The organism is Lewinella sp. LCG006, assembly GCF_040784935.1.
In the GTDB taxonomy this organism is placed as follows: Bacteria; Bacteroidota; Bacteroidia; order Chitinophagales; family Saprospiraceae; genus Lewinella.
In genome coordinates this window covers 2026827-2052589 of sequence record NZ_CP160680.1, presented here as the reverse complement: position 1 = coordinate 2052589, position 25763 = coordinate 2026827, and the positions used below count along the sequence as shown (strand labels likewise).

The 25763-nt window shown below is 48.2% G+C and carries 23 protein-coding genes; 10 read left to right on the top strand and 13 right to left on the bottom strand.

Translation table 11 applies throughout. The features are described from left to right. Positions 1-51: 51 nt before the first annotated feature. The 5 genes from AB0L18_RS06925 to AB0L18_RS06905 all read left to right on the top strand — a co-directional run bounded on the left by AB0L18_RS06925 (position 52) and on the right by AB0L18_RS06905 (position 5484). Positions 52-1425, top strand: a complete 1374-nt coding sequence (locus tag AB0L18_RS06925) for a glutamine synthetase family protein (protein WP_367391859.1) — start codon at positions 52-54, stop codon at positions 1423-1425. A 338-nt stretch (positions 1426-1763) separates the two neighbouring features. Continuing rightward, positions 1764-2681: a hypothetical protein gene (locus tag AB0L18_RS06920; RefSeq protein WP_367391858.1), complete on the top strand. Its 918-nt coding sequence runs from the start codon at positions 1764-1766 to the stop codon at positions 2679-2681. Positions 2682-3120: 439 nt separating this feature from the next. Beyond that, positions 3121-4524, top strand: a complete 1404-nt coding sequence (locus AB0L18_RS06915; protein ID WP_367391857.1) for an L-serine ammonia-lyase — start codon at positions 3121-3123, stop codon at positions 4522-4524. Between the two features lie 4 nt (positions 4525-4528). Then, positions 4529-4921 carry a group III truncated hemoglobin gene (locus AB0L18_RS06910; RefSeq protein WP_367391856.1) on the top strand — a complete coding sequence of 131 codons (393 nt, stop codon included), beginning with the start codon at positions 4529-4531 and terminating at the stop codon, positions 4919-4921. 167 nt (positions 4922-5088) lie between these two features. After that, a complete protein-coding gene (locus AB0L18_RS06905) occupies positions 5089-5484 on the top strand; it encodes a VanZ family protein (RefSeq protein ID WP_367391855.1) in 396 nt (131 codons plus the stop codon). A 102-nt stretch (positions 5485-5586) separates the two neighbouring features. On the opposite strand, the gene AB0L18_RS06900 is transcribed toward AB0L18_RS06905, so the two are convergent. Beyond that, positions 5587-6558, bottom strand: coding sequence for an endonuclease/exonuclease/phosphatase family protein (locus AB0L18_RS06900; RefSeq protein WP_367391854.1), 972 nt, complete (start codon positions 6556-6558; stop codon positions 5587-5589). 215 nt (positions 6559-6773) lie between these two features. Here AB0L18_RS06900 and AB0L18_RS06895 point away from each other — a divergent pair, with 215 nt between their 5' ends. Next, entirely contained in the window at positions 6774-7574 is an 801-nt protein-coding gene (locus tag AB0L18_RS06895; protein ID WP_367391853.1) for an alpha/beta fold hydrolase, read from the top strand. Here AB0L18_RS06895 and AB0L18_RS06890 read toward each other — a convergent pair. From AB0L18_RS06890 to AB0L18_RS06875, 4 genes are read right to left on the bottom strand one after another with little or no spacing between them, the layout of a single operon-like run. Continuing rightward, entirely contained in the window at positions 7558-7974 is a 417-nt protein-coding gene (locus AB0L18_RS06890) for a hypothetical protein (protein WP_367391852.1), read from the bottom strand. The two genes, AB0L18_RS06895 and AB0L18_RS06890, sit on opposite strands and share 17 nt — an antisense overlap. Positions 7975-7991: 17 nt before the next feature. Continuing rightward, a complete protein-coding gene (locus AB0L18_RS06885) occupies positions 7992-9413 on the bottom strand; it encodes a TonB-dependent receptor (RefSeq protein WP_367391851.1) in 1422 nt (473 codons plus the stop codon). Positions 9414-9460: 47 nt separating this feature from the next. Next, a complete protein-coding gene (locus tag AB0L18_RS06880) occupies positions 9461-10087 on the bottom strand; it encodes a hypothetical protein (protein WP_367391850.1) in 627 nt (208 codons plus the stop codon). 17 nt (positions 10088-10104) lie between these two features. Continuing rightward, positions 10105-10563: an Lrp/AsnC family transcriptional regulator gene (locus AB0L18_RS06875; protein WP_367391849.1), complete on the bottom strand. Its 459-nt coding sequence runs from the start codon at positions 10561-10563 to the stop codon at positions 10105-10107. A 152-nt stretch (positions 10564-10715) separates the two neighbouring features. Between AB0L18_RS06875 and AB0L18_RS06870 the strand changes: the two genes are divergently transcribed. Further along, positions 10716-11273 carry a MarC family protein gene (locus AB0L18_RS06870; RefSeq protein WP_367391848.1) on the top strand — a complete coding sequence of 186 codons (558 nt, stop codon included), beginning with the start codon at positions 10716-10718 and terminating at the stop codon, positions 11271-11273. Here AB0L18_RS06870 and AB0L18_RS06865 read toward each other — a convergent pair. The 5 genes from AB0L18_RS06865 to AB0L18_RS06845 all read right to left on the bottom strand — a co-directional run bounded on the left by AB0L18_RS06865 (position 11270) and on the right by AB0L18_RS06845 (position 16677). Continuing rightward, positions 11270-12976, bottom strand: coding sequence for a peptidoglycan DD-metalloendopeptidase family protein (locus AB0L18_RS06865; RefSeq protein ID WP_367391847.1), 1707 nt, complete (start codon positions 12974-12976; stop codon positions 11270-11272). The two genes, AB0L18_RS06870 and AB0L18_RS06865, sit on opposite strands and share 4 nt — an antisense overlap. A gap of 53 nt (positions 12977-13029) precedes the next feature. Beyond that, a complete protein-coding gene (locus AB0L18_RS06860) occupies positions 13030-13890 on the bottom strand; it encodes a flagellar motor protein MotB (RefSeq protein WP_367391846.1) in 861 nt (286 codons plus the stop codon). 31 nt (positions 13891-13921) lie between these two features. After that, on the bottom strand, positions 13922-14131 hold the full coding sequence (locus AB0L18_RS06855) for a hypothetical protein (RefSeq protein WP_367391845.1): 210 nt from the start codon (positions 14129-14131) through the stop codon (positions 13922-13924). Then, on the bottom strand, positions 14132-15421 hold the full coding sequence (locus AB0L18_RS06850; RefSeq protein WP_367391844.1) for a serine hydrolase: 1290 nt from the start codon (positions 15419-15421) through the stop codon (positions 14132-14134). Positions 15422-15486: 65 nt separating this feature from the next. Next, positions 15487-16677 (bottom strand): M50 family metallopeptidase, encoded by a 1191-nt coding sequence (locus AB0L18_RS06845; protein ID WP_367391843.1) that lies wholly within the window; start codon positions 16675-16677, stop codon positions 15487-15489. Positions 16678-16809: 132 nt separating this feature from the next. Here AB0L18_RS06845 and AB0L18_RS06840 point away from each other — a divergent pair, with 132 nt between their 5' ends. Continuing rightward, the gene (locus AB0L18_RS06840) at positions 16810-17169 is read left to right on the top strand and encodes a diacylglycerol kinase family protein (protein ID WP_367391842.1); all 360 of its coding nucleotides are present in this window, start codon (positions 16810-16812) and stop codon (positions 17167-17169) included. Between the two features lie 222 nt (positions 17170-17391). Continuing rightward, positions 17392-18843, top strand: a complete 1452-nt coding sequence (locus AB0L18_RS06835) for a DUF5723 family protein (RefSeq protein ID WP_367391841.1) — start codon at positions 17392-17394, stop codon at positions 18841-18843. A gap of 11 nt (positions 18844-18854) precedes the next feature. On the opposite strand, the gene AB0L18_RS06830 is transcribed toward AB0L18_RS06835, so the two are convergent. Together AB0L18_RS06830 and AB0L18_RS06825 are read right to left on the bottom strand one after the other, a co-directional pair. Then, on the bottom strand, positions 18855-21518 hold the full coding sequence (locus AB0L18_RS06830) for an FtsX-like permease family protein (protein WP_367391840.1): 2664 nt from the start codon (positions 21516-21518) through the stop codon (positions 18855-18857). Further along, positions 21515-21829, bottom strand: coding sequence for a PadR family transcriptional regulator (locus AB0L18_RS06825; protein ID WP_367391839.1), 315 nt, complete (start codon positions 21827-21829; stop codon positions 21515-21517). The genes AB0L18_RS06830 and AB0L18_RS06825 overlap by 4 nt, the downstream gene beginning before the upstream one ends. Positions 21830-22588: 759 nt before the next feature. On the opposite strand from AB0L18_RS06825, the gene AB0L18_RS06820 reads away from it, so the two are divergent. Further along, complete coding sequence (locus tag AB0L18_RS06820; protein ID WP_367391838.1) at positions 22589-23980, top strand: TROVE domain-containing protein; 1392 nt, start codon at positions 22589-22591, stop codon at positions 23978-23980. 5 nt (positions 23981-23985) lie between these two features. Here the strand turns inward: AB0L18_RS06820 and AB0L18_RS06815 are convergent, their stop codons facing one another. Beyond that, positions 23986-25695, bottom strand: a complete 1710-nt coding sequence (locus AB0L18_RS06815; protein ID WP_367391837.1) for a gliding motility-associated C-terminal domain-containing protein — start codon at positions 25693-25695, stop codon at positions 23986-23988. Positions 25696-25763 lie beyond the last annotated feature (68 nt).

Below are 25763 nucleotides of genomic sequence, written 5' to 3'. Positions count from 1 at the left end.
GTCGTTTACACGAAGCTCTTACCTTTGAGTATTCACAAAAGCCCCCCAAAGATGACGCTGAAAGGAATGTTGACCATAGCAGAGCTGCATACGCTGGTAGCTACCGAAGAAATAGAGACGGTTATTATTGCTTTCACCGATCATTATGGTCGCTTGGTGGGCAAGCGTGTTGCTGCGGATTTTTTTGTGGAAAAGACAGCAGTAGAAGGCACCCACGCTTGCAACTACCTGCTCACAACGGACATGGAAATGGAGCCTGTAGCGGGCTATGCTTCGGCCAATTGGCAAAAAGGTTACGGTGATTTTCACCTGGTGCCCGATCTGAAAAGCTTACGAATAGCTGATTGGTTGGATAAGACCGCCATTGTCTTGGCCGATATACATCATCAGCAGCATCAATTAGAAAGTATTGCGCCACGATCCATCCTGCAGCACCAGTTGAGAGGGCTGAACGAATTGGGCTATAATGCTGCTGGTGCTTCTGAATTGGAATACTATCTTTTTGAAAATTCCTACCGGCAAGCCCACGAACAGCATTATCATGGCTTAAAACCCGTAGGCTGGTACCTGGAAGATTATCACATCTTGCAAGGCACACGGACGGAAAATTTCCATGGCCGGGTGCGCCGCCACTTGCAACGTTCGGGCGTACCTGTTGAAACCTCAAAAGGAGAGTGGGGTCTGGGACAGCACGAATTGAATATCCGCTACACCGATGTGCTGGAAATGGCCGATCGCCACGTTGTCTACAAGCAATGCCTCAAGGAAGTAGCTGACAGCATGGGCTACGCGGTAACCTTCATGGCCAAGTATGCTGAAGACCAGGCAGGGTCGAGCTGCCACCTGCACCTGAGCTTGTGGAAGGATGGCCAGAATGCTTTTGCGGGAGAGGAGTCGTTCGGTGGCGTTGCCTGCTCGCCTGTTTTTCGCTGGTTTTTGGGCGGCTGGATGAAATACACCCCGGAAATCATGCCATTCTTTGCACCTACCGTCAACGCCTACAAGCGGTACCAGGATGCCTCCTGGGCACCTACGCGCCTGGCTTGGAGCTATGATAACCGCACCGCCGGGTTTCGTATCGTTGGCAAAGGAGAAAGCCTGCGCATAGAATGCCGCATACCGGGCGCGGATTGTAATCCTTACCTGGCTTTTGCCGCAGCGCTGGCGGCGGGGTTGCAAGGCATAAAAGACCAGGAGGAGCCGCCCGAAGCATTTAGTGGGGATGTTTACGCAGCTAAGGAATTGGCTCGCGTGCCTACTTCTTTAGCTGCCGCTACGGAGCTGTTTGTACAAAGTGTTTTTGCAAAAAAAGCTTTCGGGGAAGAAGTTGTTGCACATTATGCACATTTTTTCCAGACGGAATGTCTGGCTTACGAAAAGGCAGTAACTGACTGGGAAAGAATACGTTACTTTGAACGTATTTAGACTTGATCGACAGCTTTTTAAGAAAAAAAATGAATTTTAACATAATATTAAGCATCCACTGCCGTTTTAGTTTCCGTAATTAAGACAGGAACAACAAAATTCTTCTTTTACCCCTTCCTATATGATGTGAGTTTTCTACCACACTTTTTTCGCCATCAATGGCATACGCTACTAAACCTCATTAAAATTATATTTTTTGGCTGGACACTGAATGTTCATAGCCAGAGGTTGGTGTAACTATTTTCCCAGTTAGCAAGATTTTTTTTTACACAACATCATCTACATTGGTTACCCGACCAAAGGGTAGCCTACATTTTTATTCAAACTTCTTAAAGATTATGAAAAATCAAAAAAGCGGATTAATCGTTGCGGTAGTATTACTGGCTATCGCACTCATTGGTTCTTTAATTTGGGGCAGCAGCACTTCCAACAAGGTAGACAAGCTGAGCGCTGATAAAATGGCGGTTACAGCTTCTTTAGAAGACATGTCGACCCTTCGTGATCAGCTTGCCGCCGAAGTAGACAGCATGGTCCTTCAATACGACCAGCTGGCACAGGAAAACAACAGTCTGCAAGGTCAAATGGCACAATCGCAGGAAGACCTCAACCGTGCGAAAGAAGCGATCAGCAAAGCCAAGCGCAGTGCAGCTGGAGAGATCAAAGATTTGCGGGCGCAGATCGAAGAACTACAGCGCGTGAAGCAAGACCTGCAAATGAATATGGATTTAATGTTGGCACAAAACGATTCGCTGCGTATGCAAATTGGCGTACTAGAAGGCGATCTGGCCGTGTCTACGGAGCAAAATACGATGCTCAACGAGTCGAATATGCAGAAAGACAGCGAAATCAAATCGCTCACCTACCAGACCTTCAAAGCCACCTCTTTTGAAATCTCTCCAGAAGTAAATAGTGGAAATGCAACCGCAAAATCTGGTCGTGCACGTCGTATCAAAGCTAGCTTTGACCTCGAGAATGTACCTGCCGACTACCAGGGTACACGCCCTATTTACTTGGTAATTACTGATGAAACGGGTACGCCCATTCCTCGCACCGACTACATCAATACAACGATCCGCCCACTTAATGGACAGCCTCAGGACATTATGGCTGTAGAAGTAAAGGAGGAAGATCTGGCCGCATCACAGCGCCTGACCTTTACCCACGAGCTGGAAAACAAACTGGATGCCGGAAATTATACCCTCAGTGCTTATACCGATGTAGGGTTCCTGGGATCGTCTACCTTCCGTCTTCGTTAAGCTGGACTTTCGGCATTTGGCCGAAAGTCGTAAAGGGGGGCGTGGACGATGGCATCGCCACTTTGAGTAGAGCGTAGAGGGACTATAATAACGCTAGTAGCAACGGCTTATAAATTTTCCGCCATCAGCTTTTTAACTAAGGTTGGGAATTGATTCCTAATCGTTCACTATCCCTCTACCTTCTACCCTAAGGATGCGAAGCAGCCTGAGTACCCTCTACTTTTTCCTTTTCTGATACCCAAACACTTTCCCAATAAACCAATTGGATAGTTGACGGCTAAGCTCCCGCGAGCTTAGCCGTTTTTATTTTGCACCTTTTGCCAGCTTGCGTGTTTAAAACCTGTAGCTTTGCGGCTGCTATTTTGTCCTAACCACCATCTCCATCGTTCAGCATTGTTGTAATGACAAGCCTGAGTTGTGGCACCACAAGTGTTTTAATATGGAACGCTTAAGTATATTTGATATCTATAAAATCGGCGTGGGTCCTTCCAGTTCCCATACGCTCGGTCCCTGGAATGCAGCCACCCAGTTTGCCGCTGCCCTTTGGGGCAAAGACATCGACCATCTCGAAGTACACCTCTATGGGTCCCTCTCCAAAACCGGGCGCGGCCATGCTACAGATGTAGCCGTTCAGCTAGGTCTGGAAGGCCACGATCCTGTTCTCATCGATACCCAGGAAATACCGGCCATTATTGAGCGTATCTTGCGTGAAGAGCGACTGGAAGTCAATAAAAATGACATTTCTTTCGCGCCCCAAAGGGATATTATCTTTCATGGTCACAGCATGCCCGGCCATCCTAACACCCTTACTTTCAAAGCTTTTTTCGAAAACGAATTGGTCGAAGAACACACTTACTACTCGCTCGGAGGTGGTTTTATTGATCGGGAAGGCGTGTCGAAAGCAGATATTCGGCAAGCCTGGCTCCCCTTCCCCATTGATGAAGGGTCGGAGCTACTGGATTATACCATCACCCATAATTGCCGCATATCGGATATCGTTTGGGCCAACGAGCTGCGCTTCCGCAATTTCAGCTCTTTTAAGAGCCGGGTGGATGGCATTTTCAAGGCCATGCTGGAGTGTGTTTATCGGGGGGTCACGACGGAAGGTATTCTGCCTGGTGGCTTGAATGTTCGTCGGCGGGCCTTCAAACTCAACCAGGAGCTGCTCAAGGGGGCAACCTTTGCCAATCAAGACGAATGGCTGGCACTGGTCATGCAATCCTCCCGCGATTTTGTGACCATCAACAAGTGGGTCAGTTGTTTTGCCCTGGCGGTCAACGAAGAGAATGCAGCACTGGGAAGAGTAGTCACCTCTCCCACCAATGGCGCGGCGGGGGTGATTCCGGCAGTAATTTTATACATGTACTGTTTCTGCGATTGCAATACGCTCGACGATGTGGAGCGCTTTTTACTAACATCAGGAGAAATCGGCTGTCTTTTCAAGAAAGGAGCAACGATTTCTGCCGCTATGGGAGGCTGCCAGGCCGAGATAGGGGTCTCTTCCGCCATGGCGGCAGGCGGGCTTACGGAAGTGTTGGGCGGAAGCCCCAAGCAAGCACTTATGGCTGCTGAAATAGCGATGGAGCATCACCTTGGGCTCACCTGTGACCCCATCGGCGGACTGGTGCAGGTGCCTTGTATCGAACGCAATACCATGGGGGCCATCAAAGCCATTACCGCGGCCAACCTCGCCATGTCGGGTGATCCTGATGACTGCAAAGTCAATTTTGATGTCGTCGTGAAAACCATGTGGGATACCGCCCAGGACATGAACCACAAATACAAAGAAACATCAGAAGGTGGCCTGGCATTCAACCTGCCAGTAGTGCTGCCTAATTGTTAGACAAATGCCCAAAAGCAGCTTAAGCACAAGAGCGGAGATCAGCATCCTGGTGCGTACTTTCTACGGAAAGGTACGCCAGGATACTTTCATTGGCCCTATTTTCAATGAGCGCATCAGCGACTGGGAAAGTCATATTGAACAGTTGACTGATTTTTGGGAATCCAACCTCCTGTTCGTTCGTCGCTATCAGGGCAACCCTGTGCAGGTGCACATTGATGTAGACGAAAGTAATGCTGAGCAAACCACTCCCGAGCATTTCGGGCGCTGGCTCCAGTTATGGTTTGAAACCATTGATGAGCACTTTGAGGGCGATAATGCGGCCATTGCCAAAAACCGGGCCAGGAATATGTCCACCCATCTCTTTATGAAAATGTATGCAGCCAGGAAGAAGGGGTAACGTTTCCGCTCCTCCGCTCCTTAGCGTAAGGTTTCAAACCCTACGCTAAGGAGCGGAGGAGCGGAGTGCAAAACATGAATGTCATTAATTCCTCCCTATCATAAAATAAATGTCCTTGTTGAACAGTTATTGTCAAATTACTTTTTAATTCAAAGTACTTTGAAAAAATGAAAACAATAACAATTAAACAACTTTTCTGGCCCGTAATGGCCTTGTCTTTTTTGATGTTTATCTTCTGGATCATCATTCAAGCCGATCTGGGGCAGAGTATAGCGTTGAGTAAGCTCGTGCGGCAGCTTCCTTTGGGAGACAAAATGGGGCATTTCCTGCTTTATGGTGTGCTGGCCTTTTTGGTCAATTTGGCGTTTAAGAACAGGCAAATCGTTCTGTTGGGGCGTCCGGTGCTATTGGGCGGTGTGCTGGTATTGGTTTTTGCCCTACTCGAAGAATGCACCCAACTGGCCCTCTCTACCCGTGATTTTGAGCTATGGGATATGTTCTGTGACCTGGTAGGGATTGTTTTGTTTTCTTGGTTGGCGTTGCATTATGGACAAAAAGAATAAAAACAATGATCCCTCCCTATGGTCAATCCCTGGTTTCGGATAAAGCACTCTTACAGAAGACCCGCGCGCGGACGACGGGTATTTTGAAGTTGGAAGAAACCCCTAATCCCGAATAGAAAATTCCGCCCATAGCGGATAATGATCGGAGATCATCCAGGAAATTTGTTGGGTGTTGAGCTCTCTATTTTTCAGCACGTGTGGGACAAAATCAAAATTGCCGCCTTTGATGTACTCTAAGCTCAACTTGGGTGCTTTGGACTTGCCACTGAACCAGGCAATGTGGTCATAAAATTTGCTGGTATTGAAAATACTGCGCGTTACAGCGGCCAAATCTTCGGGGATATAGAGTCCGCTGGAGATAAAGGTTTCGTGAAGTAAGTCACCTCGCTTATCTACATTGAAGTCTCCCAGGGCGATTAAATTTTGGCTGTAGCTATCTATATCTGAAGCCCATTTGGCCATCCAGTCAGCAATGGCTTTGAGTTCTGGAATTCGATCTTCGCTAGACTTTCCGTAGAGAATGTGGAGGGTCACGAGTATGAAGGTTTCGTGTTTGCTCTTAAAGCTTACCGCATAAGGGGTCCTGGCAAACTGCTTGCGCAAAGCTCCCGCGGAGATGTTTTTGTCTAGCTGCTCCTGCGGCACCACCAACTCCGAGGCAAGGCCTGAAAGTTTCACCCGGCGGGTGTCAAACACGAAAGCCATCCGTTCTCCATTTCCTGCATCGCCTTCGGTGACGTCGGTGAGAATAAAGCTCCAATCATCGCCCAGGATGTCCATCATTTCACGCAAACCGGCGATGTTGGCTTTCACTTCCTGGATGGCGATCACATCAAAACGCTCTACAATAGCTGTGATCAAATAGAGGGAATGCAAATCCCGGCGTGGCGAATCGTTCTTACTAGATTGCCATTCTTCGGTGATATCGCCGAAAGCCCGTATGTTCCAGGTGGCTATTAGGAGATTTCGATCCAGGCTCTTAGCGGGGATGGACTGGTCAAGCACTACTTCCAATTCCGAGAGTTCCTTAGCTATGTCAGCAGGGATTTTGATAGAGGGTAATTCTTGTTTCATAAGCACAGATTAATTCTAAACCGATATTGAAGTTAACGTTATTTTAACACACGAACGTATTTACCGTAAATCTTTCCTGCCTGTCGTATATTTGGACAATATGCTTACCTTCGATTAACATTCCTAACGAGGGTATTCGGTAGCTAATGGGAATATAGACTTTATTCTCTGGCCCGTAAACATGAACCTCCCTCCCATCAATGCGTTTTTACTGCATGTTGAATAACGAATTACTTTACCACGAAACCTATCTGTGCCCCGAACCCGACGCAGCTTGGATGTTATTTGTCCACGGTGCAGGAGGAAGTACTCGCACCTGGCGCAGGCAAATTGATGACCTGAGTCAGACCTACAATTTGTTGTTGATTGATTTACCAGGGCACGGTGAGATGGCTAAGCGTGGCAATGATGCCGAAGTGTACACTTTTGAAGCTATTGCACAGGCCATCTGGCGGGTGGTAGATCACTTGGAGATAAAAACCTGTCATTTGGTCGGCGTATCTCTGGGGGCCATCATTGTGTTGGAAATGCGGGAGTCACGCCCACAGCAGACGATGTCGATCATCTTATCTGGTCCGATCTTACAGTTGAATACCAAGCTAAAAATCCTGGCTTCTATGAGTTTGGGGCTGGCAAAAATTATTGGTTATCCCAATTTTTATAAGCTCAGTGCACTGATCATGATGCCGCGTACCAACCACCAAAAATCACGTAAGGTTTTCATCAAGGAATCGCGGGTACTGACGACCGACGAATTTCGCAAGTGGACCAACATGTACTATGGTCTCAATGCTACGCTCAACAAGCTTTTCCACAAGACCTTATCTCACCCTCATTTGCTGGTAAGCGGTGCACAAGATCACCTCTTTCTTTATGCTGCCCAGGCTTACGCCAAGCTGCATGATGCACATACCCAGCTGACCATTGTGCCCAAATGCGGCCACGTGGTATCCATCGAAAAGGCGAGTGTTTTCAATCAGCTGTGCCTCGATTTTTTGGCTACAAAAACTGACTGATATAATTCAAATACCCCGTCTTTCCACCCTCTTTGCTCCAAAAGCGTACCGACTTGGAAAGCGTCTTCAGACAGCTGGCATAAAAGATGGGCAAGGAAGGAATGGGGTTGCCATTAGGTTTCACCCGAGGGTTATTGATAAAGGGGGCATCCGCCTCCAATTCTTCCCGCTCTTCAATAATGTTGAGTATTTCGTCGATGAGTGCCTGCCGCCTTTCCGAAGTGGACAAGGGCTCTTCGGCTTCCTTTCCCTTGCCTAGTAGTTGGTAATAATTCGTGAGTTGCTCAAAAGCATAAGCGACATCTTCGTCCAGCAACTTGGGAAATTCCTCACGAATTCGGAGCACCGTCATCTCGATGGAGTGCATGAAGGCCTGTTGGTACGAGGGTGGTTCTTTCATTTTTTTGGTATTGGTTATCAATACTCAAACTCCAACGTCTCCGTAGGATAACCGAAAAGGCATTTTTCCTTGATCAGGGCTGCTACCTTTGGGGGCACCATGTTTTCCCAACCGGAAGCTCCTTCTCGGATTTTTTTGAGAATATCTTTTGAGAAGATGTGGAGGTGTTCCGTATGGAAGCCTTTGACATCCACGATCTGCTGGTTGTCGAGCAGGTGGCGGTACAAAAATTTCAGTCCTTCCGGGACGGGCAGCGTCTCCGCCGTCATCAACTCGGCATTGCCTTCCTGCATGTAGGGGTAGACGTAGATACGTACGTTGCGGGCAAACAACTCTCCGAAAGCGGCCAGTAGCCGCGTCTCCATGTTTTGGTAATACTGGTTGGTGAGCATATCCAACAAAGGCCTTACCCCCAGTACCAGCCCCAGTTGTTTCACTTTGTAATCGGCCAGGTAGCTGACCAGCTTCTGGTGTTCCTCGCAGTCGGAAATAATCACCGTTTGCCCCAAGGCACAAAGCAATTCTGCACGATCCAGAAAGTCTTTTTCGTCAAGTTCCCCGTCTTCTGCCTTGAGGTTGTCCAGCGTGATCTCCGTCATGAGGAAAGTCCTGCTGGCATCCACTTTTGGGTGATTGCGAAACTGCTGGTTGGAGGTTTTGATCATATCAAGATTGACCAGCGTGGGGGGGCGATAACTGCCTCTCACCACCAACACGTCTTTCTTGTACAAAAACTCGGAGGCGTGGATGCTTTGTCCTTCGGGGTTGAAGATCGCCACCTCCGTGAGGCCATACCTTACCAGCCACAAGCAAATAAGACGGTTGTCGATATGGTCAAATTCGGGACCTGTCAGGCGCACCATGTCTATTTTCACCCTGCCTTCCAGGCCATCCAGCAGGGATTTGAGCATCTCCTGGGGCTGCTCGTAGTAGTTGAAACAAGCGTAGATCAGGTTGACCCCCAGCACACCAATGGCTTGTTGTTGTAGCTGGTTGTCATTGTCCAGCATCCTTACGTGTAAGATCAGCTCGTTTGGCTCCTGGTCGGGCTTCAACTGAAAACGCAGACCTAACCAGCCGTCTCCTTTGATGGTGCGAGAATAGTTGATGGCGGCCACGGTATCTGCGAAAACGAAAAAATTGGTTCCCGGCCGCTCGTGCGTCAAACGGGAACTGATCAGATCGTACTCGTGATCAAGCATCTTATAGAGTCGCGATTGGCAAACATAGCGCCCGGTAGGCTCGGTGCCGTAAATATGGTCGGAATAAATCTTGTCGTAAGCCGACATCGTTTTGGCAATCGTACCAGCTGCTGCTCCTACTTGAAAAAAGTAACGAGCCACCTCTTGGCCAGCACCAATTTCTGCAAAGGTGCCATATACGGAGGCGTCGAGATTAATTTCTAAGGCTTTCTGTTCGGTTTCCAGCTTCTGCCGCATGGGGGTACTTCTTTTGCCCTAAAGATACGGGGATTCAGGGAATTTTATCAAAGGCGGTCTAACTCTTGACGTAAGTTTTCTTTGGCTTTCTCTTCTAACAACCCATAAAGTACGTCCGTCCGGTAAAGCCGGGGAGCCTCCAAAAAGTAACGCAATACCTTCTTCCGCCCACGGCGGTACAAAAAGCCGGGCACATGCTGGTATTCCTCTCTTACCGCTGCTGCGTAATTGGCATAAACTTCGGGCGAAGCACCTAAGATAGCTAGATCAAAATCTAAAAAAAAAGCCAGATCACCAGTAGCTTCAACACTGAGATGCTGTGCAGTAGCACGGATGTAACCAACGACATCCGCTATTTTTTTGGCTGGAAGCCCAATCTCTACAAGGCGCTTTTCCGCCAGGATGGCACTTTGCTCCTCATTGTCCTGGCGACGAGCTTGGTAGATGATATCATGGTACCAAATTGCCCAGTGTACCGTCTCCGGATCATTAAGCAGTGTTTCGTAGCTGTCGGCCCAGTGAAACAGCGCTGCCAGGTGATCTAAATTGTGATACGCGCGCTTGGGCTGACCATAATGCTGATGGATCTCTTCCCACCACATAGCGGCCATTTTCGGCGCAACATGATAGGGAAGTAGGTCTTTCTGGAAACGCAGCGGTAAATCGGTCATCATTTAGAGCTTGGATTTTTCTAAATCGGTATCGTTCGATTAAAGGCCGTCTCAAAGGCAATGATGGTATTGGTTCCTTCCACGCCTGCAATTGTCAAAATCTGTTCGTAGATAATGTCCCGCAGATGGCGGTTATTGGTAGCATAAATCTTTACCATCAAGGCATAGCGGCCAGCAATATTGACACATTCGACAATTTCGGGAATCTTGGCCAGTTCATCTTCCACCGCACGGTGCAATTTGGCTTCTTCCAACATGATCTGGGTGTAGGCCGATGTCTGGTAGCCCAGACCCCAAGCATCCAATCGGTAAACGGCTTGCTTGAGCACTCCGGATTCGCGCAATTTTTTAATGCGCTGATGGACCAATGTATTGGAAACATGGAGCTTTTTTGCCAGTTGAACATAAGGAATCCGCGCATCTTGTGTCAATTCATGCAATATCCGGCGGTCAATGGGGTCAAGTTGGTTATCTAACATATATTTATAATTATGTCTAAATACGAATTGACACAAAAATAGGCTATTTTAAGTTTAAATAACCAAAAGAACTATTCTATGGAGTTATTTTTCTTTTTGAAGCGTTAATAGCTTTAGTAATAACATTGATAATCCTTTAATTTTAAAAAGCAATGGCAGCTGTATTGTCTGTGAGTCTGATCCTTTTTTCGGTCATTGACATCGTCGGTTCTTTACCTATCATCATGAACATGAAACGCGAGGGCGTTAAGATAAATGCTTCTGTAGCTACAGCTACGGCAGGTATCATCATGTTGAGTTTTTTATTTTTCGGGAATGCCGTACTGGCACTATTTGGCCTGGAGGTAGCTTCTTTTGCCTTAGCGGGTGCGCTTATTATCTTTTTTATTGGTCTGGAGATGGTACTGGGTATTCGTTTCTTTCGTGATCACCACGAAGATGGAGGCTCGGGCAGTGTGGTTCCAATTGCTTTCCCGCTGGTAGCTGGAGCGGGTACGCTCACTACGATCTTATCCTTAAAAGCAGAGTTTGACAGTACCGCTATCCTGGCGGGTATCGTCATCAACTTGCTGATCGTATTCGTGATTTTACGCAGCTCTGATTGGCTGTCAAAACGTATTTCTGAACAGGTTACCGCTACTTTGCGCAAAGTGTTTGGCATCCTGCTGATCGCTATCGCGATCCAGATGGTAAGGCAGAATTTGATCTAATTCCTAAACCGTCGTTCAAATACAGTTTCATTCCCCCGGTCATCCATCACTCGTAATACCAACTGGTGCTCTCCGCTGGGGATATGGCCGTCAAAATCGTGATAGAGGCGATTTCTGAGGCCATCAAATTCCATCAAAATCCACTGCCCGTCGACCTCTGCCCGAAACCGGAGGTCGCGGGCTTTTCCTCTTGTGGGGAAATTGTCGGAAAGCTTGAAACTGAACCTTGGCCAACCTCTCATGTCTTCGGCCAGGCGTTCGGGTGTCACTTTGGGGGCTTGGGTATCGGCCATGATGGTAAAGTTTCCGAAGGTACGAACGGGCGCACGCAACCTTCCGTCCGGTGTCCATTCTCCACCATAGCTAACCGGCTCTCCGCCGTCATCGCATTGCACGATGATGGCCTTAGCGCGCAAGGCCTCCGGCAACCCTACTGGCCGAATGTGTAGATCAAAGTACCGGTGCAAAGGCGTGGTAGAGCGATGCAAGCGGTGGGTAGGCGCATAATGGCCAGCCGTACTTTCTTCGATCAGATCATAATCGAGAAAAATATCTTCATAAAAAATACCGGGAGGGAAATGAGCCCGAAACCGCCCATCGTCGATCAAGTTTTCTTCGTCGTAGGGCAGGTAGTAAGTGTAGACGGGGTTTTGCAAAGGGGCAGAGCCTTCCCGTCTTTTGATAACCAAAGATAATTCCGAGCTGTTTTGCCGGTGGTCACTGATCTTGATACGAATGGTGCTGGCTTGCCCGGGTGCTAATTTAATGCGTCCTTTTTGGTCGTTGCTTGCATAAAAATCCAACTGATTTCCTGGGAGAACAAAAGCACGTTGAAACCAGCTGTTGTTTTTTTGTTGCTGTTCGTAATCAAGATGGGCATTAAGATAGCGGGTTTGTTCGATCAAAAAATGATCCATCCGGTAAGCAAAATTGAGCTGGCTATCCTGGTATATTTCCAAGCTGTAGATGCCGTTCATATTGGGGCGACCATCTTGCTGGTCATAAGCTTTGACGCCTAGGGCAATGATGGGCTGGTTGGTGAAAAGGGTATCAATGGTAAGGGAATATCTACCAGCGCCCTGGCCTTTTACCGAATAATCTTTCCCATTCAACACCCTTCCTCTTTCGCTTAGTTCATAAAAACGTAAACCACGAACCAGCGGTTGGCGGCTATCCGGTACGGTAATCCCGAAATTCATGGGGTTGAGGGTCCGGTCGGTCTCGGTATCTCGGATTTCAAAATGCAAATGTGGGCCAGAAACAAAGCCCCGCTGACCAATGTAGCCAATCAGGTCACCTTGCCGAACCGGGAAGCTATCCTGCGGGAGTTCTGCGTCGAGGGTGAAACTCTCTTGGCGGTACTGCTCGCGTCGGGTAAAAGCCATGATATCATCACGAAAACGATCCAGATGGCCATATACGGCGGTGTGCCCGCTGTGAGGATGTTCTACATAAAGTGCTTGCCCATAACCACTTGCAGCGATCCAGATTCGAGAAATAAAACCATCCGCAATGGCATAGACCGGGCGGCCGACTTCCCCGCGAATATCGAGTCCGGCGTGAAAATGATTACTGCGCAATTCCCCAAAGGTACCCGTAAGCTGGATGGTTCCCTGCACTGGCGACGTAAAGTTGGGGATCGTGTCGGTTGCCGATTGAGAAAAAAGTAAAAGTGCTATTATCCAAAAACACAACTGCCGCATGGCTTTATTTTTATCAGAAACGCCAAAATTAGGAAAGCTCTCCCAAATAACAACTATTCTACGATTTTCCGTACATCGCGTTCCAAATCCGATTCCCTGGGGGCGATGAGAAGTTCTACACGTCGATTGCGCTGACGCCCCTCCTGGGTTTCGTTGCTTTCCAGAGGAGCGTACTCACTTTTGCTGGCAGCGATTACCCGGTTGGGGCCAATGGCACCACTAGCGGTGAGGCCCTTCAATACCGTCACCGCCCGCAGGGCACTGTACTGCCAGTTGTCGAGACTTTCGCGAGGGACGGGCACATTGTCGGTATGCCCTACGACCTGGATTTGCATTTCTGGATAGTTAACAACGATTGCAGCCACCCGATTGAGGATTTCCTCTCCGGTAGCAGTGAGGGAGCTGGTGCTGCCTCTTCGGAAGAGGTTGTCTTCGTTGATCGCTAAGGCCAACTGACCACTCCGAGGCAGGAGTTCCCAACCACTTTCTATGGCTAGTTCCGTAAAGATGAGTGGTATCGCTTCGCTCAACGCAGTGAGGCGCTCCTGTCGGGTGCGTAGAATACGGTTGACGGCATCAATTTTGGCTTGGCGCTCAGCAATCAGCTGGTCTTTCTGGCGCAGGCGGTCGTTCAATTCTTGTTGGGTGGAAGAGGCATTGCTGCTCAAGTTGTCTATTTCCAGTTGCAGGATGTCCAGGCGGTCTTGCAATTTATCTTGCGTAACACTCAAGGCATAATTGGCTCCCCGCTCAAAGGAGAGGCTGTCCTTAAGGCGGGTGATATGAGCGTTGCTTACCCTTTGCAGTGAATCGGTCGTTTGTTGAAACTGCTGCTCGCTGGCCTGGAATTTCTTTTTACTCACACAACTCGTAAAGGCCAATCCGAGGATCAGCAGGAGGATACATTTGTTCATCTTAGGGAGGCTTGAAGTACAAAAGTAACATTCAAACCAGATTCAGCAACTTAATTTGGTCCGCAAAATAGCCGAGCCGTTGTTGTTTTAAGAGAAAACGCACCATATCTCCGGCTTGAACCGGTTGTAACAGGTTTTCCTTACGGAAATAAAACTCCTCCCTGGTGCCTGGAACCCGCAAATAACCGTAGCCTTTGTCGGGCAGGTAGAATATAATTACTCCTTGATAAGTATTACTCATTTACTTAACAACGAGCTTTTTCACCAAACGTTCGCCATTTTCGAATTTCACTTGCAATAAATACAATCCGGAAGGGAATTGCCCCAAATCGATAGTGGAACTTAGCGGCAAACTCCACGATTGTCCTTGTAAATTGGAAATTTGTAATTGGGAAATTTGTGCTTGGGTATTCAGCTGCAAGTAATCGTTTACTGGATTAGGGGCTATTGTTAGTTGGTTACCAGAAACAACCTCTTCCGTACTCGTAGTACAACTCAGGTTGCTGATTTTTTCCCATAGGGTGACATCAAAATCAGAGATGGCCAGGGGCCCGTCACTGGCATCATTGCCCATTCTGATAATCACCAGCCCTTGTGAAGGGACAATGTAGAGTTTCTGATCATTTTTTCCCAAAGCAGCATAAGCATCGGCCGGAGCGGTAGGAATCAGTGGCCCTGGAAAGTTGAACTGCAAGGTGGGATACATGTAACTTTCCTGGCCGTTGAGCCACCATAAATAACCATAAGAAGGGTTGAGTTCCTGCGAAGGTGTACGCATCGCCTCTAAATACGCTTGGTCGCCAAAGACGGTGGTTCCATTCCACTGCCCGTTGGCCAGGATCAACAAACCGAAGCGCGCCATATCTCGTGGCCTGCTGAATACAACGCGATTGTAGCCCAGTGGCAAATACGCAGCAATGGCACCGATGGTATTTCCGACCCGAGAAGCAAAGAATTGATTTATTCCCTGGCCTGCGGCATTACTTATCACGGATTCCAGAAGCGTATAGGGGGCATTATGGTAAGCCCACCGCGTACCCGGCTCGGCGAGATAAACGAGGCACTCGGGGTCTGTACAATCCACATCACCCGTTTGATCACTAAGGCCAGTAGTCATGGTCAGTTGATGACGTACGGTTATTTGTGCTTCCTGCTCCGGCGTGAGGCTAGACCAACCGGTACCGAGGTAGTCGCTGGTAGGATTTTCGATATCCACCAGTCCTTCTTCTTGTGCTATTCCGACCAGGGTAGAAGTGAGGCTTTTTCCGGCGGAAGCCCAGTACCAGATGCTGTCTTTGGTGAAGGTGTCATAGTACCACTCAATCACCATTCGGCCATCTTTCAAGACGATAAACGCTTTACTGTCGCGCTCGTCGAGGAAATCGTGGAGATCTTGCAGTTCGGTTTCGCACCAGTTGAGTTCAGCGGGGTCCTGGGTTTGCCAATTCCCGAAAGCGGGAGGGAAGTAGAGTTCCTGAGCAGTAAGAACGTTAGCTGTTAAGCAGATTAATACGAGGTATAAATGGCGCATGGTAGGATGAGTTTTTATAAACAACGGTGCTTTGACGAGGGAAAAGTGTCCAGGTTTAAGGGGAGCTAAAGCCTATTGCTAATTGCCCGTTCCAGATCATCCATTTTCATTGGTAAACCGTGGTGCTGAAAGCCCAATGTACTGGCGCGTTGCAGCGCGGCGAGCGCTTCCTTATCATTCCCTTTCTTTTCCTGAAAGAGGCCCCAATAGTAGTTGACGGCAGCATTTTGCAAGGCAGGATCCAAGGTTCGGGCATTCACCAAGACTTCTTCACAGGCGGTAAGTTGGTTGAAATGTAAATAACACCCGGCCATCAGCGCAAGTGTATCTTGATGGTCATTTTGCAGGTTGTTGCTCAACTGCAATTCCTCCAATGCGGGGCCATAGTAGCCTTGCTCCATTAGTATTCGCCCTTTTTCGTAGCGGGGTGTTGCGTTGGTGTAGTCCAGATAGCTGCAATGGTCGTAGTATTTAAGCGCCTGCTCGAGCTGCCCTAGCTGTTGAGAAGCTTTGGCCAATCTAAAGTAATCCTGGAATTTCAGGCTGTGCCTGGTTTTATAATCATGGTAGAAGGCAATGATATTTTCATAATCCCCCTGCTTTTCCAATGCTTCCCAACATAGTTCATAGATAGGAGCCTGGTGCTTGCCTTCCTCCAACAGGTGCTGGCACTTGGTCAAGGTTGCGGGGTAATTGCCTTGTGCAAAGTCATCTTGCGCTTCAAAATAAACCTCGGGAAGCCTCATTATCCGAAACAATTGCCTCAACTGGGCCCCGTCGGAATAGGTGGTCCCTCCATCGTACATCTGTATGCCTCCATCGCTGACAGCCAGGTTGACCATGAGATCAATCAATGCAGCTCCGGTAAAGATGGCGGCGAGGCCAAGCCAGGCATCACTTACGCCTTTCTGGCTGAGTACAAATATTGCCCCAGCTGCGATGAGCGTACTCGCCAAAGGTCCTCCCAAAATCGTAATCAACTGTTGCCAAACGGCCATACCGCCGGAATGACGACACATGCCCAACTTCCAATCAAAAGGGTTCCATTTCAGGTAAAGTACCAGTCTCCCAAGGTTCAATCGCAAGGCGTTGCTCAGGTCGCCGTAGGACCCGACAAACACTTCTACCTTTTCATCAGTAAACAGCAACGCGGGCACCGCATGCCCCATTTCGTGGAAGAAGGTCGTCAGAGAACGCAGCAAAACCACCAAGAGAATCCCTCCTATTGCGATACCGATTCCGGTAATTATTTCCATTTATTATTGATCTTGTAGGCTGAACTGGGTGTTCATTAAATCCCTCTACTTTCTACCCCAATTCTCTCTACAACTTTCGGTGAATACGGAAAGTCCAGTAAATTTAGAGTTTATCGGGAAATTTTCAATGCTATGTGGACCTATTTACAGCAACGGTGGCGCAGTTTTGGTTACGCATTCAAAGGTGTAGCGACCCTTTTTCGTACGCAAGCGCATGCCTGGTTGCACCTGCTGGCGGCAATATTGGTCATCACCGCAGGGCTTTATTTCGGCATCAAACGCTGGGAATGGGCTATTTTAACAGGCTGCATTACACTAGTCATTGCCGCCGAAGCGTTGAATACAGCGATTGAATTCCTGACCGACCTGGTTTCTCCCGACTATCATCCCCTTGCCGGGAAAGCCAAAGATACTGCCGCCGCCGCGGTACTCCTTTGTGCTATTGGTGCAGTAGTGATAGGAATCATCGTTTTTTGGCCCTATTTGACGTGAAGCTTACCTTTTGTATTCCTAAAAGGAAAAAATGACTGGGTAAGCCTCAAGTTACCAAGTACTTAGTAGAGGGTATAGGGATTCGTGGATTCCTAAAAAGGATGCTATACCAAGTACCATCTACTTTTTACCAAATACAACAAGATTAGCAACTACACCTGTCGCGAAGTAGGATCAATACGCTCTTCGCTTTAACGCAGGTACAATACAACCAACTTCAACATGCGTTTACTGATCGCAGGGTTCCTGCTATTTCCGTTATTACTCCAGGCACAATTCCAACTAGGGTGGCGAACAGATACCTACGCCGGTATCAACAGTGCTTTGGTCAATCCAGCTTCTCCTGGGCGTACTCCTTACAACTGGGATATCAACCTGGGCGAAGTGAGTACTTTTCTTGCCAATAATTACGCGTATTTCCAGGAAACGAGTATTACCCGCCTGTTGCGTAATCGAGACAAAGACCTGCAAGTGTTTTTTGCCAGGGACTTACCCGCCGACCTCAACCCGGACGATGATGTTCTGGTCTACGATTATTTCGAAAACAATAGCTATTATGGTCAGCAGCTCAATAGTGTTCTCGGCCCGAGCTTTTCGGTCAAAGTAGCACCACAAACACGCATTGGGATCTTCACCCGCTGGCAGACGCTCTTCAGCGCTAAAGGTCTTGACGAAGATTTGGGCTATTACCAGTGGAATGATATCCCCAGCCAGCAAACTTTCACGCTGGATAAATTCCGGGGCGCGGCAGCTTCCTGGACGGAGGCAGGCCTCAATATCAGTCAGGGCATTTTTACCAATAACGGAGAATTATTGCTTGGGCTTTCCATCCGTCGCTTGTGGGGGCAACGTGCGGCCTACTTGGTCAGCGAAGAGGATTTTAGCCTCAGCAAACTGCCCAATACCATTGGTTTGGAAGGTACTGATTTTAGCTTGGAAGCAGGCTTCACCAGCAATGCTGCCAACGACGATTTTACCGATAGCCCCGGCCGCGGCTGGGCGGCCGATCTGGGCCTACTCTATCGGATTGATCTGGGCGACGATTTCTACCGCTGGGAATTTGGTGTTGCTGTTTTAGATATCGGCAACTTGCTTTTTAAAGAGAGTGAGCGCCACCGCTTCAACAGCAGCCAATTGGCCACCACTTTGACCGACAGCTACAACAACCTTGATACCGAGCAAGGCCTGGCACAAGCTGCTGCCCAGCTCAGCGAAGATGTTTTTGATGACAACAGCATCTCCCGTGTGGGCGACGAATTCACCCTGCGCTTGCCTACCACCCTGAGCTTACAAGCTACTTATGCCTTTACGGAATGGGCCAAAGTGGAAGCCAATGTGTTGACCGGAATTGCTCCCGCTGGTGCCAGCCTCACCCGCAATACCACTATCGCCCTCACGCCCCGTATAGATCGGTATTGGTGGAGTGTTGGTATGCCCGTTTCGCTGTACGCCATGAACGACCTGCGCCTGGGCCTCGCTGCTCGTTTGGGCCCGCTGTTTATCGGTACCGATCAGCTAGGCGCTTTCACAAAATCCAAGCAGCTCAGTGGTGGTGATTTTTATGTAGGCGTCAAGTTGTTCCCGCTGGGTCTCAATCGTAGTGGTAATAAAGGTAACAAAAAGCGCGGTGGTCGCCGGGGTGGTGGTAAGGAGGTGGAGTGTTATAAGTTTTAATGCACACTACCCTAGGCCCTCAACACCTCCATCGGCGGACGCGTAGCCGCCCTCCTCGTTTGGATACTGATCACAATCAGCACCAATACCAGCGTGATTAAGCCCGCCGCAAAAATTACCAGGGGATGCGGCTGAATCCGAAAGGCAAAGCTATCCAGCCAGAGGGTGGCCAGGTACAGCGAGATAGGCAAGGCCAAGATAGTCGCGACCAATAGTAAGGCACTGAATTCTTTGTGAAATCGGAACAATATGCTTCTGACCGAAGCGCCCAGTACCTTCCGAATTCCGATCTCTTTTTGCCGACGGTAAGCCAGATAGGCTACCACGCCCGACAAACCCATGAGGGCCAGAACAATGGCTACCATCCCCAATATTGCCAACAGCTTTCCCGAGCGCGTTTCTGTTTCGTAAAGTTTGGCCAGTCGGTCTTCTAAGAAGTTGACTTCAAAGGGGCGTTCCGTTTCGATAGCGGTATACGCCTTTTCTATTTTTTGCAAGGTTGTGGGCCAATCTTTGGTGTTGGCCTTGACGAGCATCTCGTAAGCGTAGGGAGCTTCCCGATAGACACTCAATAGTAGCGACTGATGAGGGTACTTCAGGCTGAAGAAATTGTAGTCTTCAATGATGCCGTCGATAGTGCGAGGGATACCAAAGCCATATTGCTCATTCTCCCACTCCGGCTCCGTAATCAGAATATCTCCCAGAAGTTGCTCCGGGGTCGTATTTCTGATGGTAGCCAATTTTTCGGCTGCGGTTTGGTTGATGACGAAAACGCGGTCTTTACCCGTTTCCAAGGCCGCACAACTGGCACAGTCGATACCCAAGGTTTTTAAACTGCCCCAGCTGATATACTGTTCCGTACCATCCGCAAGCACCACCTCCGTATCTTTGAGTTTGTAGGTGCTTTGGTTAAACATCTCTGAGCCAGGCACGCCACCAGCCCCCGTAGAGACAATTTCCGGCATGGCTTCCAAGACCGTTTGCAGTTGCTGAAGTTTTTCCTGTCCATCGATATTGAAGTAGATGATCCCTTCGCTTTCAAAGCCCAGGTCCGTGGTTTCCACAAACTTCATTTGTTGAAAGATAAAAAAGGTCATACTCAACAAGCCGATCACGAGAAAGAATTGAAGTGTAATCAATGCGTTGCGGAAATTGAAGTGTCGGTTACCAAACACCTTTTGCCAGTCTTTACCAAAAAGCTTCATGGTCGAACGGCGGCCATAAACCAGTGCTGGATAGCTGCCACTGATGAGCCCGGTGAGTAGCAACAAACCCGCAATAGTGAGCAGCGACGTAATAGAAAACAAGGACTGGATGCCTATCTGAACGCCCATCAATGCATCAAAATACGGCACGACAAAGGTGACTACCATCAGGATCAGGGGTAAGCATATAAAGGCCAGGCACACCGCTTCCAACAACAACTGAAGAGAAATATCATTGGCCTGGGCCCCCAGCACTTTGCGCATCCCGATTTCCCGCTGGCGGTCGGCGTACATGGCTACCGAGAGGTTGGTGTAGTTGGTCCAGATAATCAACAGAACAATCAACCCCACCCAGCCAAAAGCCGAAAGGTAATTGGCATTGGCAACGGGCTTGATCTCGTAAAGCATATCCTCCGTAAAGTGGATGTCTTTGAGGGCGACAGCCTCCACTCCTTTTGACAGTTCGTCTTCGCTGTAGCCAGGGTAAACGAGGTCCACGTCCTGGTTCAGTTGGGTCATTACCGCAGCCAGCTGGCCTGGTTGTTTTAATTGCACGTAAGTGTAGGCCGCCCAACTGGGGATACGTTGCTGGTGCAGGAGCATTTCAAAAGTGTAATGGCTATTGTCTGGTACGTCGGCAATGACACCCGCCAGCACGAAATTATCTTCCCCTATTTGCAGGTTTTTGCCCAATAATCTGCGTACCGCCCAATCCTCGCCAAACCATCGTCGAGCCAGACTTTCCGTAAGTACTGCGGTAGAAAAATTGCTATAAGCCGCACCGGGTGTACCCAATAGAAAGGTTTGCGGAAATAGCTCCTGGAAAGCAGCTCCTGTATTGGTAAACAAAATATTGTTGGTAACCAGCTGTTCTTCGTCGAAACGAACAAAGTATTGCCCGCCACCGCCGATATCCGAATTCGTTGGTACAAAATGACAAGCTTGCGCCACCTGATCGTATGTCTTAAGGTGATTTAGTAAAGCCAATTGCTCCTCTCCCTCGGATTCATTGAAACGGGGAAAGCTCATGCAGGTATAGATTTGGTCGCGGTATTTGTTGACCAGGCGATAAGTGAGATCAGCTTGGGCGGCGGCCTCATCATAAGTGTACTCATGGTGGAGATAACGACCAATAAGAATGATCGCACTCATGCCCACGATCAGGCCTACGGCGTTGATGGCGGTAAAACCCTTGCGGTGAAAAATGTTCCGCAAAGCAATTTTGAAGTAATTGTCCAACATGGGTAAGAATTGTTTGGCCCGCGAGTATTTCTCAAAGGCGTAGGGTTTGAAAAAGGTGAAAACATCGGCTACATAGAGCTGTCTGGCCCGGCTTTCGCCCAATTTGGTGCAGCGGTGGTAGTAGGCTTCCTCGAGGTCGCCGGCAATTTCCTCCAGCAAATGCTCATCGCAGAACCAGGTCAGAAACCGTCGCGCCCAGGCAGGGGGAGGAGCATAAACGTTACTCATGATAAGCCCGGAATTTGAGACCACAATTTCTGGCGAGAAGCTTTGATTTCTGCCAGTACTTCTTCTCCCAGCGCGGTAGCCGTAAAAATACGCTTGCGTCGGCCACCTCGTTCGTTGGTAGCTCCGCCGAGTTCACTGCGAATGAGCCCTTTGGTTTCCAGGCGGGCGAGCACCGCATGTACCGCACTGATGGAGATGCTTTTTCCCATGTGTTCCTGGTAGGCTTCGCTCACGGAGAAGCCATAAGCTTCTTCGTTCATGGCCATGACCAACAGCAAGATGGTCTCTTCCAGGTTTCCTAATTCTTTCATTTCTTCAACATTTGTAGAATTACTTAATGCAAAGAAAAGTTATTTGTTCAACATTTGTAGAAAAAACGTGAAAATAATTTAGTCATTAGCTTGAGGATTAAGTTTAGTGGTCTTACTACAAGTGGCTTGAATACTTCAAACATCACCTTAACTCATCCCCCCGATCAAACGGGATTTGACTATAGCGGATTAGAAAATTTTCGTCCCGTTTTCGGGATTAACCCAATCGGGAAGTTTTTTTCAGAAAAAAATAATCAACGCAACTTCTTGTTTATCAGTGATTAACAGTCCTTCTGGAACTTTTTTATTTTCAAATTTATTACTACGCAAAAAGACTGCGTAGTAAGGGGTGCTTCTTTGTGGTGTTCAAAGGAACAAATGAATACAATTGACATAGACCTATCCGGGCAGTGATGCAAAACCGTTACTTCGATTTACCATCAATACTATACGGCTGCAAATTTTCTCTCGGATAATATTAACTGAGGCAGTGAGGTCTGCGGATACTTCGTTTCCACGCCGATGCTGTGGGTATCGACTCCCACCGGGGTTCGCCCGGATTTATTCGAAAGAATACTTCCGTTGGCCCCGTAGTTTAAGATAAAACGTCGGAAAAAAACCGCTTCCATTTTTTCTCCTCAGTACTTTTTGCAAAAGGTGAATTTATGCTACAAAGGGAACATTAATTCAAGGCTTGCAACACCTAAAATCAACTAATTTTCTCATTAGAGCACCTTGAGTCCTCATCAATGAAGTGACATGAAATTTAATAAACGTAAAACGCGCTCTCTTTTCTCTACCGGCACCATTGCCGGAAAAACAACTCCGGCAGCTGGAAAGTATACCCAGGAACAAGCCTTGCGCCGGGTGACCATGGCCAACCTGCTTTGGGAAAGCACCTACTACCAGTCTGCGGATACCATTATGGCACGCATGGAGGAACTGATTCCACAAGTAACTCCTGAGGTGATTGTTCAACTTGCGTTGGAAACGCGCTTTGAACAACGCCTACGGCACACGCCGATTTATCTGGCTTTGCAACTTTTCAAGCATCATGGCAGTGCTGGTGTGGCCGATTTGTTGGCTAAAATTTGCACCCGTCCTGATATGACCATGGATGCTTTGGCAATGTTGCCACTGGTGTTGGAGCGCAAAACACTCAAGCCGATTCCTAAGAGTATCAAGAAAGGTCTGGCGCAGGCTTTCGATCAGTACGATGCTTACCAGATCGCCAAGTACAAGCGTGCCGCGCACGACCTTAGCCTGGTAGACGTGGTCAACCTCGTGCACCCGGTACCTACGCAGACCAATGCGAAGGCACTGCAAGACTTGGTCAACAACCAACTGACCGCTGCCGATACCTGGGAGAGCAACCTCTCTGCCGGAGAAGACAAGGCCACAACCTTCACGCGCTTGTTGGAGGAAAACAAGCTGGGTGCATTGGCCCTGTTGCGCAACCTGCGCGGCATGACCGAAGCTGGCGTGAGCCGCCAATTGATGACCAGCGCTTTGGCAAAGGCCAACTCCAAGTGGTTGACACCCTTGAATTTTTTGGCCGCCCAGCGGCACGCTCCTCAGTTTTCTGCACAGTTGGAAGACTTGATGGCGCGAAGCTTTGCAACCCGTAAAATTCCAGGTACGACCATCCTCGCGGTAGACGTATCCGGAAGTATGGGTGCCTTGACGAGCCAGGGTAGCAAGTTTTCCCGTATGGACCTTGCCTTTGCGCTCGCCGCCCTGGCCGGCTATATGTTTGAGGATGTGCTGCTGGTCTTCACGGCGGGTAGCGACTACGGCTGTAAGGGTGCCCACGTGCTGTGGAACAACAGCAAAGGCTTTGGCATCTTCAACGACCAGCGTGCTATCAATGCCCAGGTGGGCGGTGGAGGTATCTTCACGCACCAGTTGTGCGAGTGGCTGAAAGCCGAAGGCCTGGCCGATCAAGCCGATCGGCTGGTCGTGATTTCCGATAGCCAGGATATTGATGCTGCGAACGGTAAGAAGGTTATTGCGGATACCTCTCCCTACAAAACCTCTTACATCATCGATATCTCCACCCATACCCACGGCATCAAAACCGGAAACTGGACGGCGGAGATCAATGGCTGGTCTGATCGCCTCTTCCACTATATTGCGGAGGTGGAGGAGTAGGGACGTTACCTGATGAGGGTAACGTCCCCTGCAATAATATTTGCATCACCGCTCTCGGTAATATACTCTAGCGCATAGACAAAAACACCGCTTCCGAGCATCTTGCCTTGATAAGTTCCGTTCCACGCTAAGTATCCAGCGCTGGAGTTATAAGATTCATGGATTAATCCACCCCATCGGGTGAAAATTTTCAAGCTCAACAAAGTGCCTTTAAACATGGGGTGTGGGTAAATGCGGAAGGTATCATTGACCCCGTCATTATTAGGTGAAAACACATTGGGAATGTAGATGGGGCATTCTGATTGTATGATCGTCACTTGTTCCTCAACAGAGCAATTGTTGATATCAGTGATGCTAACCAGGTACTCTCCGCAAGACAAGTTATTGATGACATCAAAAGAGAAATAACTTTGGTCGTTAACAAAAATCTGATCGATGGGGGAATTGGTTTCTACATTCAGGATGATTTCCCCATTGTTTTCTCCACAATCACTTTCAATTGTACGGATATCAACGATCATTGGTCCAGTTGAACTTAAAATTTCGACATCGCTCGTTACGATACAATTACTTTCATCTACGGCATAAACGGTATATTCATCAGGCACCAGGTTGCCAAAGACCCCACTGGTTTGAAAGTTAATACCATCGACCGAAAAAGAAATACTGCCTGTGCCCCCCGAGGAAATTAGGATGATTTCCCCATTGTTTTCTCCACAAGAGGTATTTTCTACGGAGAGGTCAATAATTTCCAAAAAGAAGGAATTATTAAGTTGAATCTCTTGCTGGATGGTGCAGTTATCTTCATCGGTGATGGTAATGGTATAATTCCCTGGCGGAAGGTCTTCTGCAAAAATTCCATTTTGAAAAATCTCATCATTCATCGAGTAAACTAAATCTCCCATACCTCCACTAGCTGTTACTGAAATGGCTCCGTTGTCAAGGCCACAACTTGGTTGCGTGACCTCCGTGGACACAAATTGCAAGGGTTTTATGGATTGAAGAAACTCAGATGTACTTGCGCTACCAAAGAATTCCCTACTGAAAGAACACAAAGGAGATAAAAGGTTTAAATCCCAATCTACTCGGTAAAGCCGGGAATTTTCGTTCGATAGCGCGTAAGTAACGCTGGTTGTACAATCTTCAGTTACAGAAGAAAGACCGTATAAATAGGTATCTCCATTAGGGGCATTGTTCATTACGACACTACTATTGGCGGGATTTTCTTTATCTACCAGAAGAATTTGGCGAGTTACCGTGGCTACGTAAAGCTCTCCGTCGTAAAAAGTAAGATCGCCAGAAATGCCGACTTCAAAATTGCCAAGCAACTCATTAGTGTCCGTTGCTAAATCGTAAGTATATAAATCTCCATGTGTTCCAGATGCATAAAATGTGCCATCAAACCCAATGGTTAGGGCATTAAAAATGGCCAGTTCAGGATCTTCTATCGGAAGGCTGTGCAAGAAAAATACATTTCCGGTTACCGTATCCATCTGAAATAGGTTCCCATTTGAAGAAATGCCGTACAAATTACCATTCGGGTGAAAAGAAATATCCGTAAACCGAAGAGGGGGAAGTGCGGTAACCAGCTCAGTTGAACAGGTACCTACGTCCATACGGAAAATCTCATCCATACTCGATAAGGCATAAATAGTTTGGGCATTAAGTTGCACAGAGAAGCAGGCAGAGATAACGATTGTAGAGAGTACGCGCATTTTGTAAATTTGAAACGAACAAGCCCTAAGTTAAGAGGAAAAAAAGAATTAGTCAAATCCCGATACCT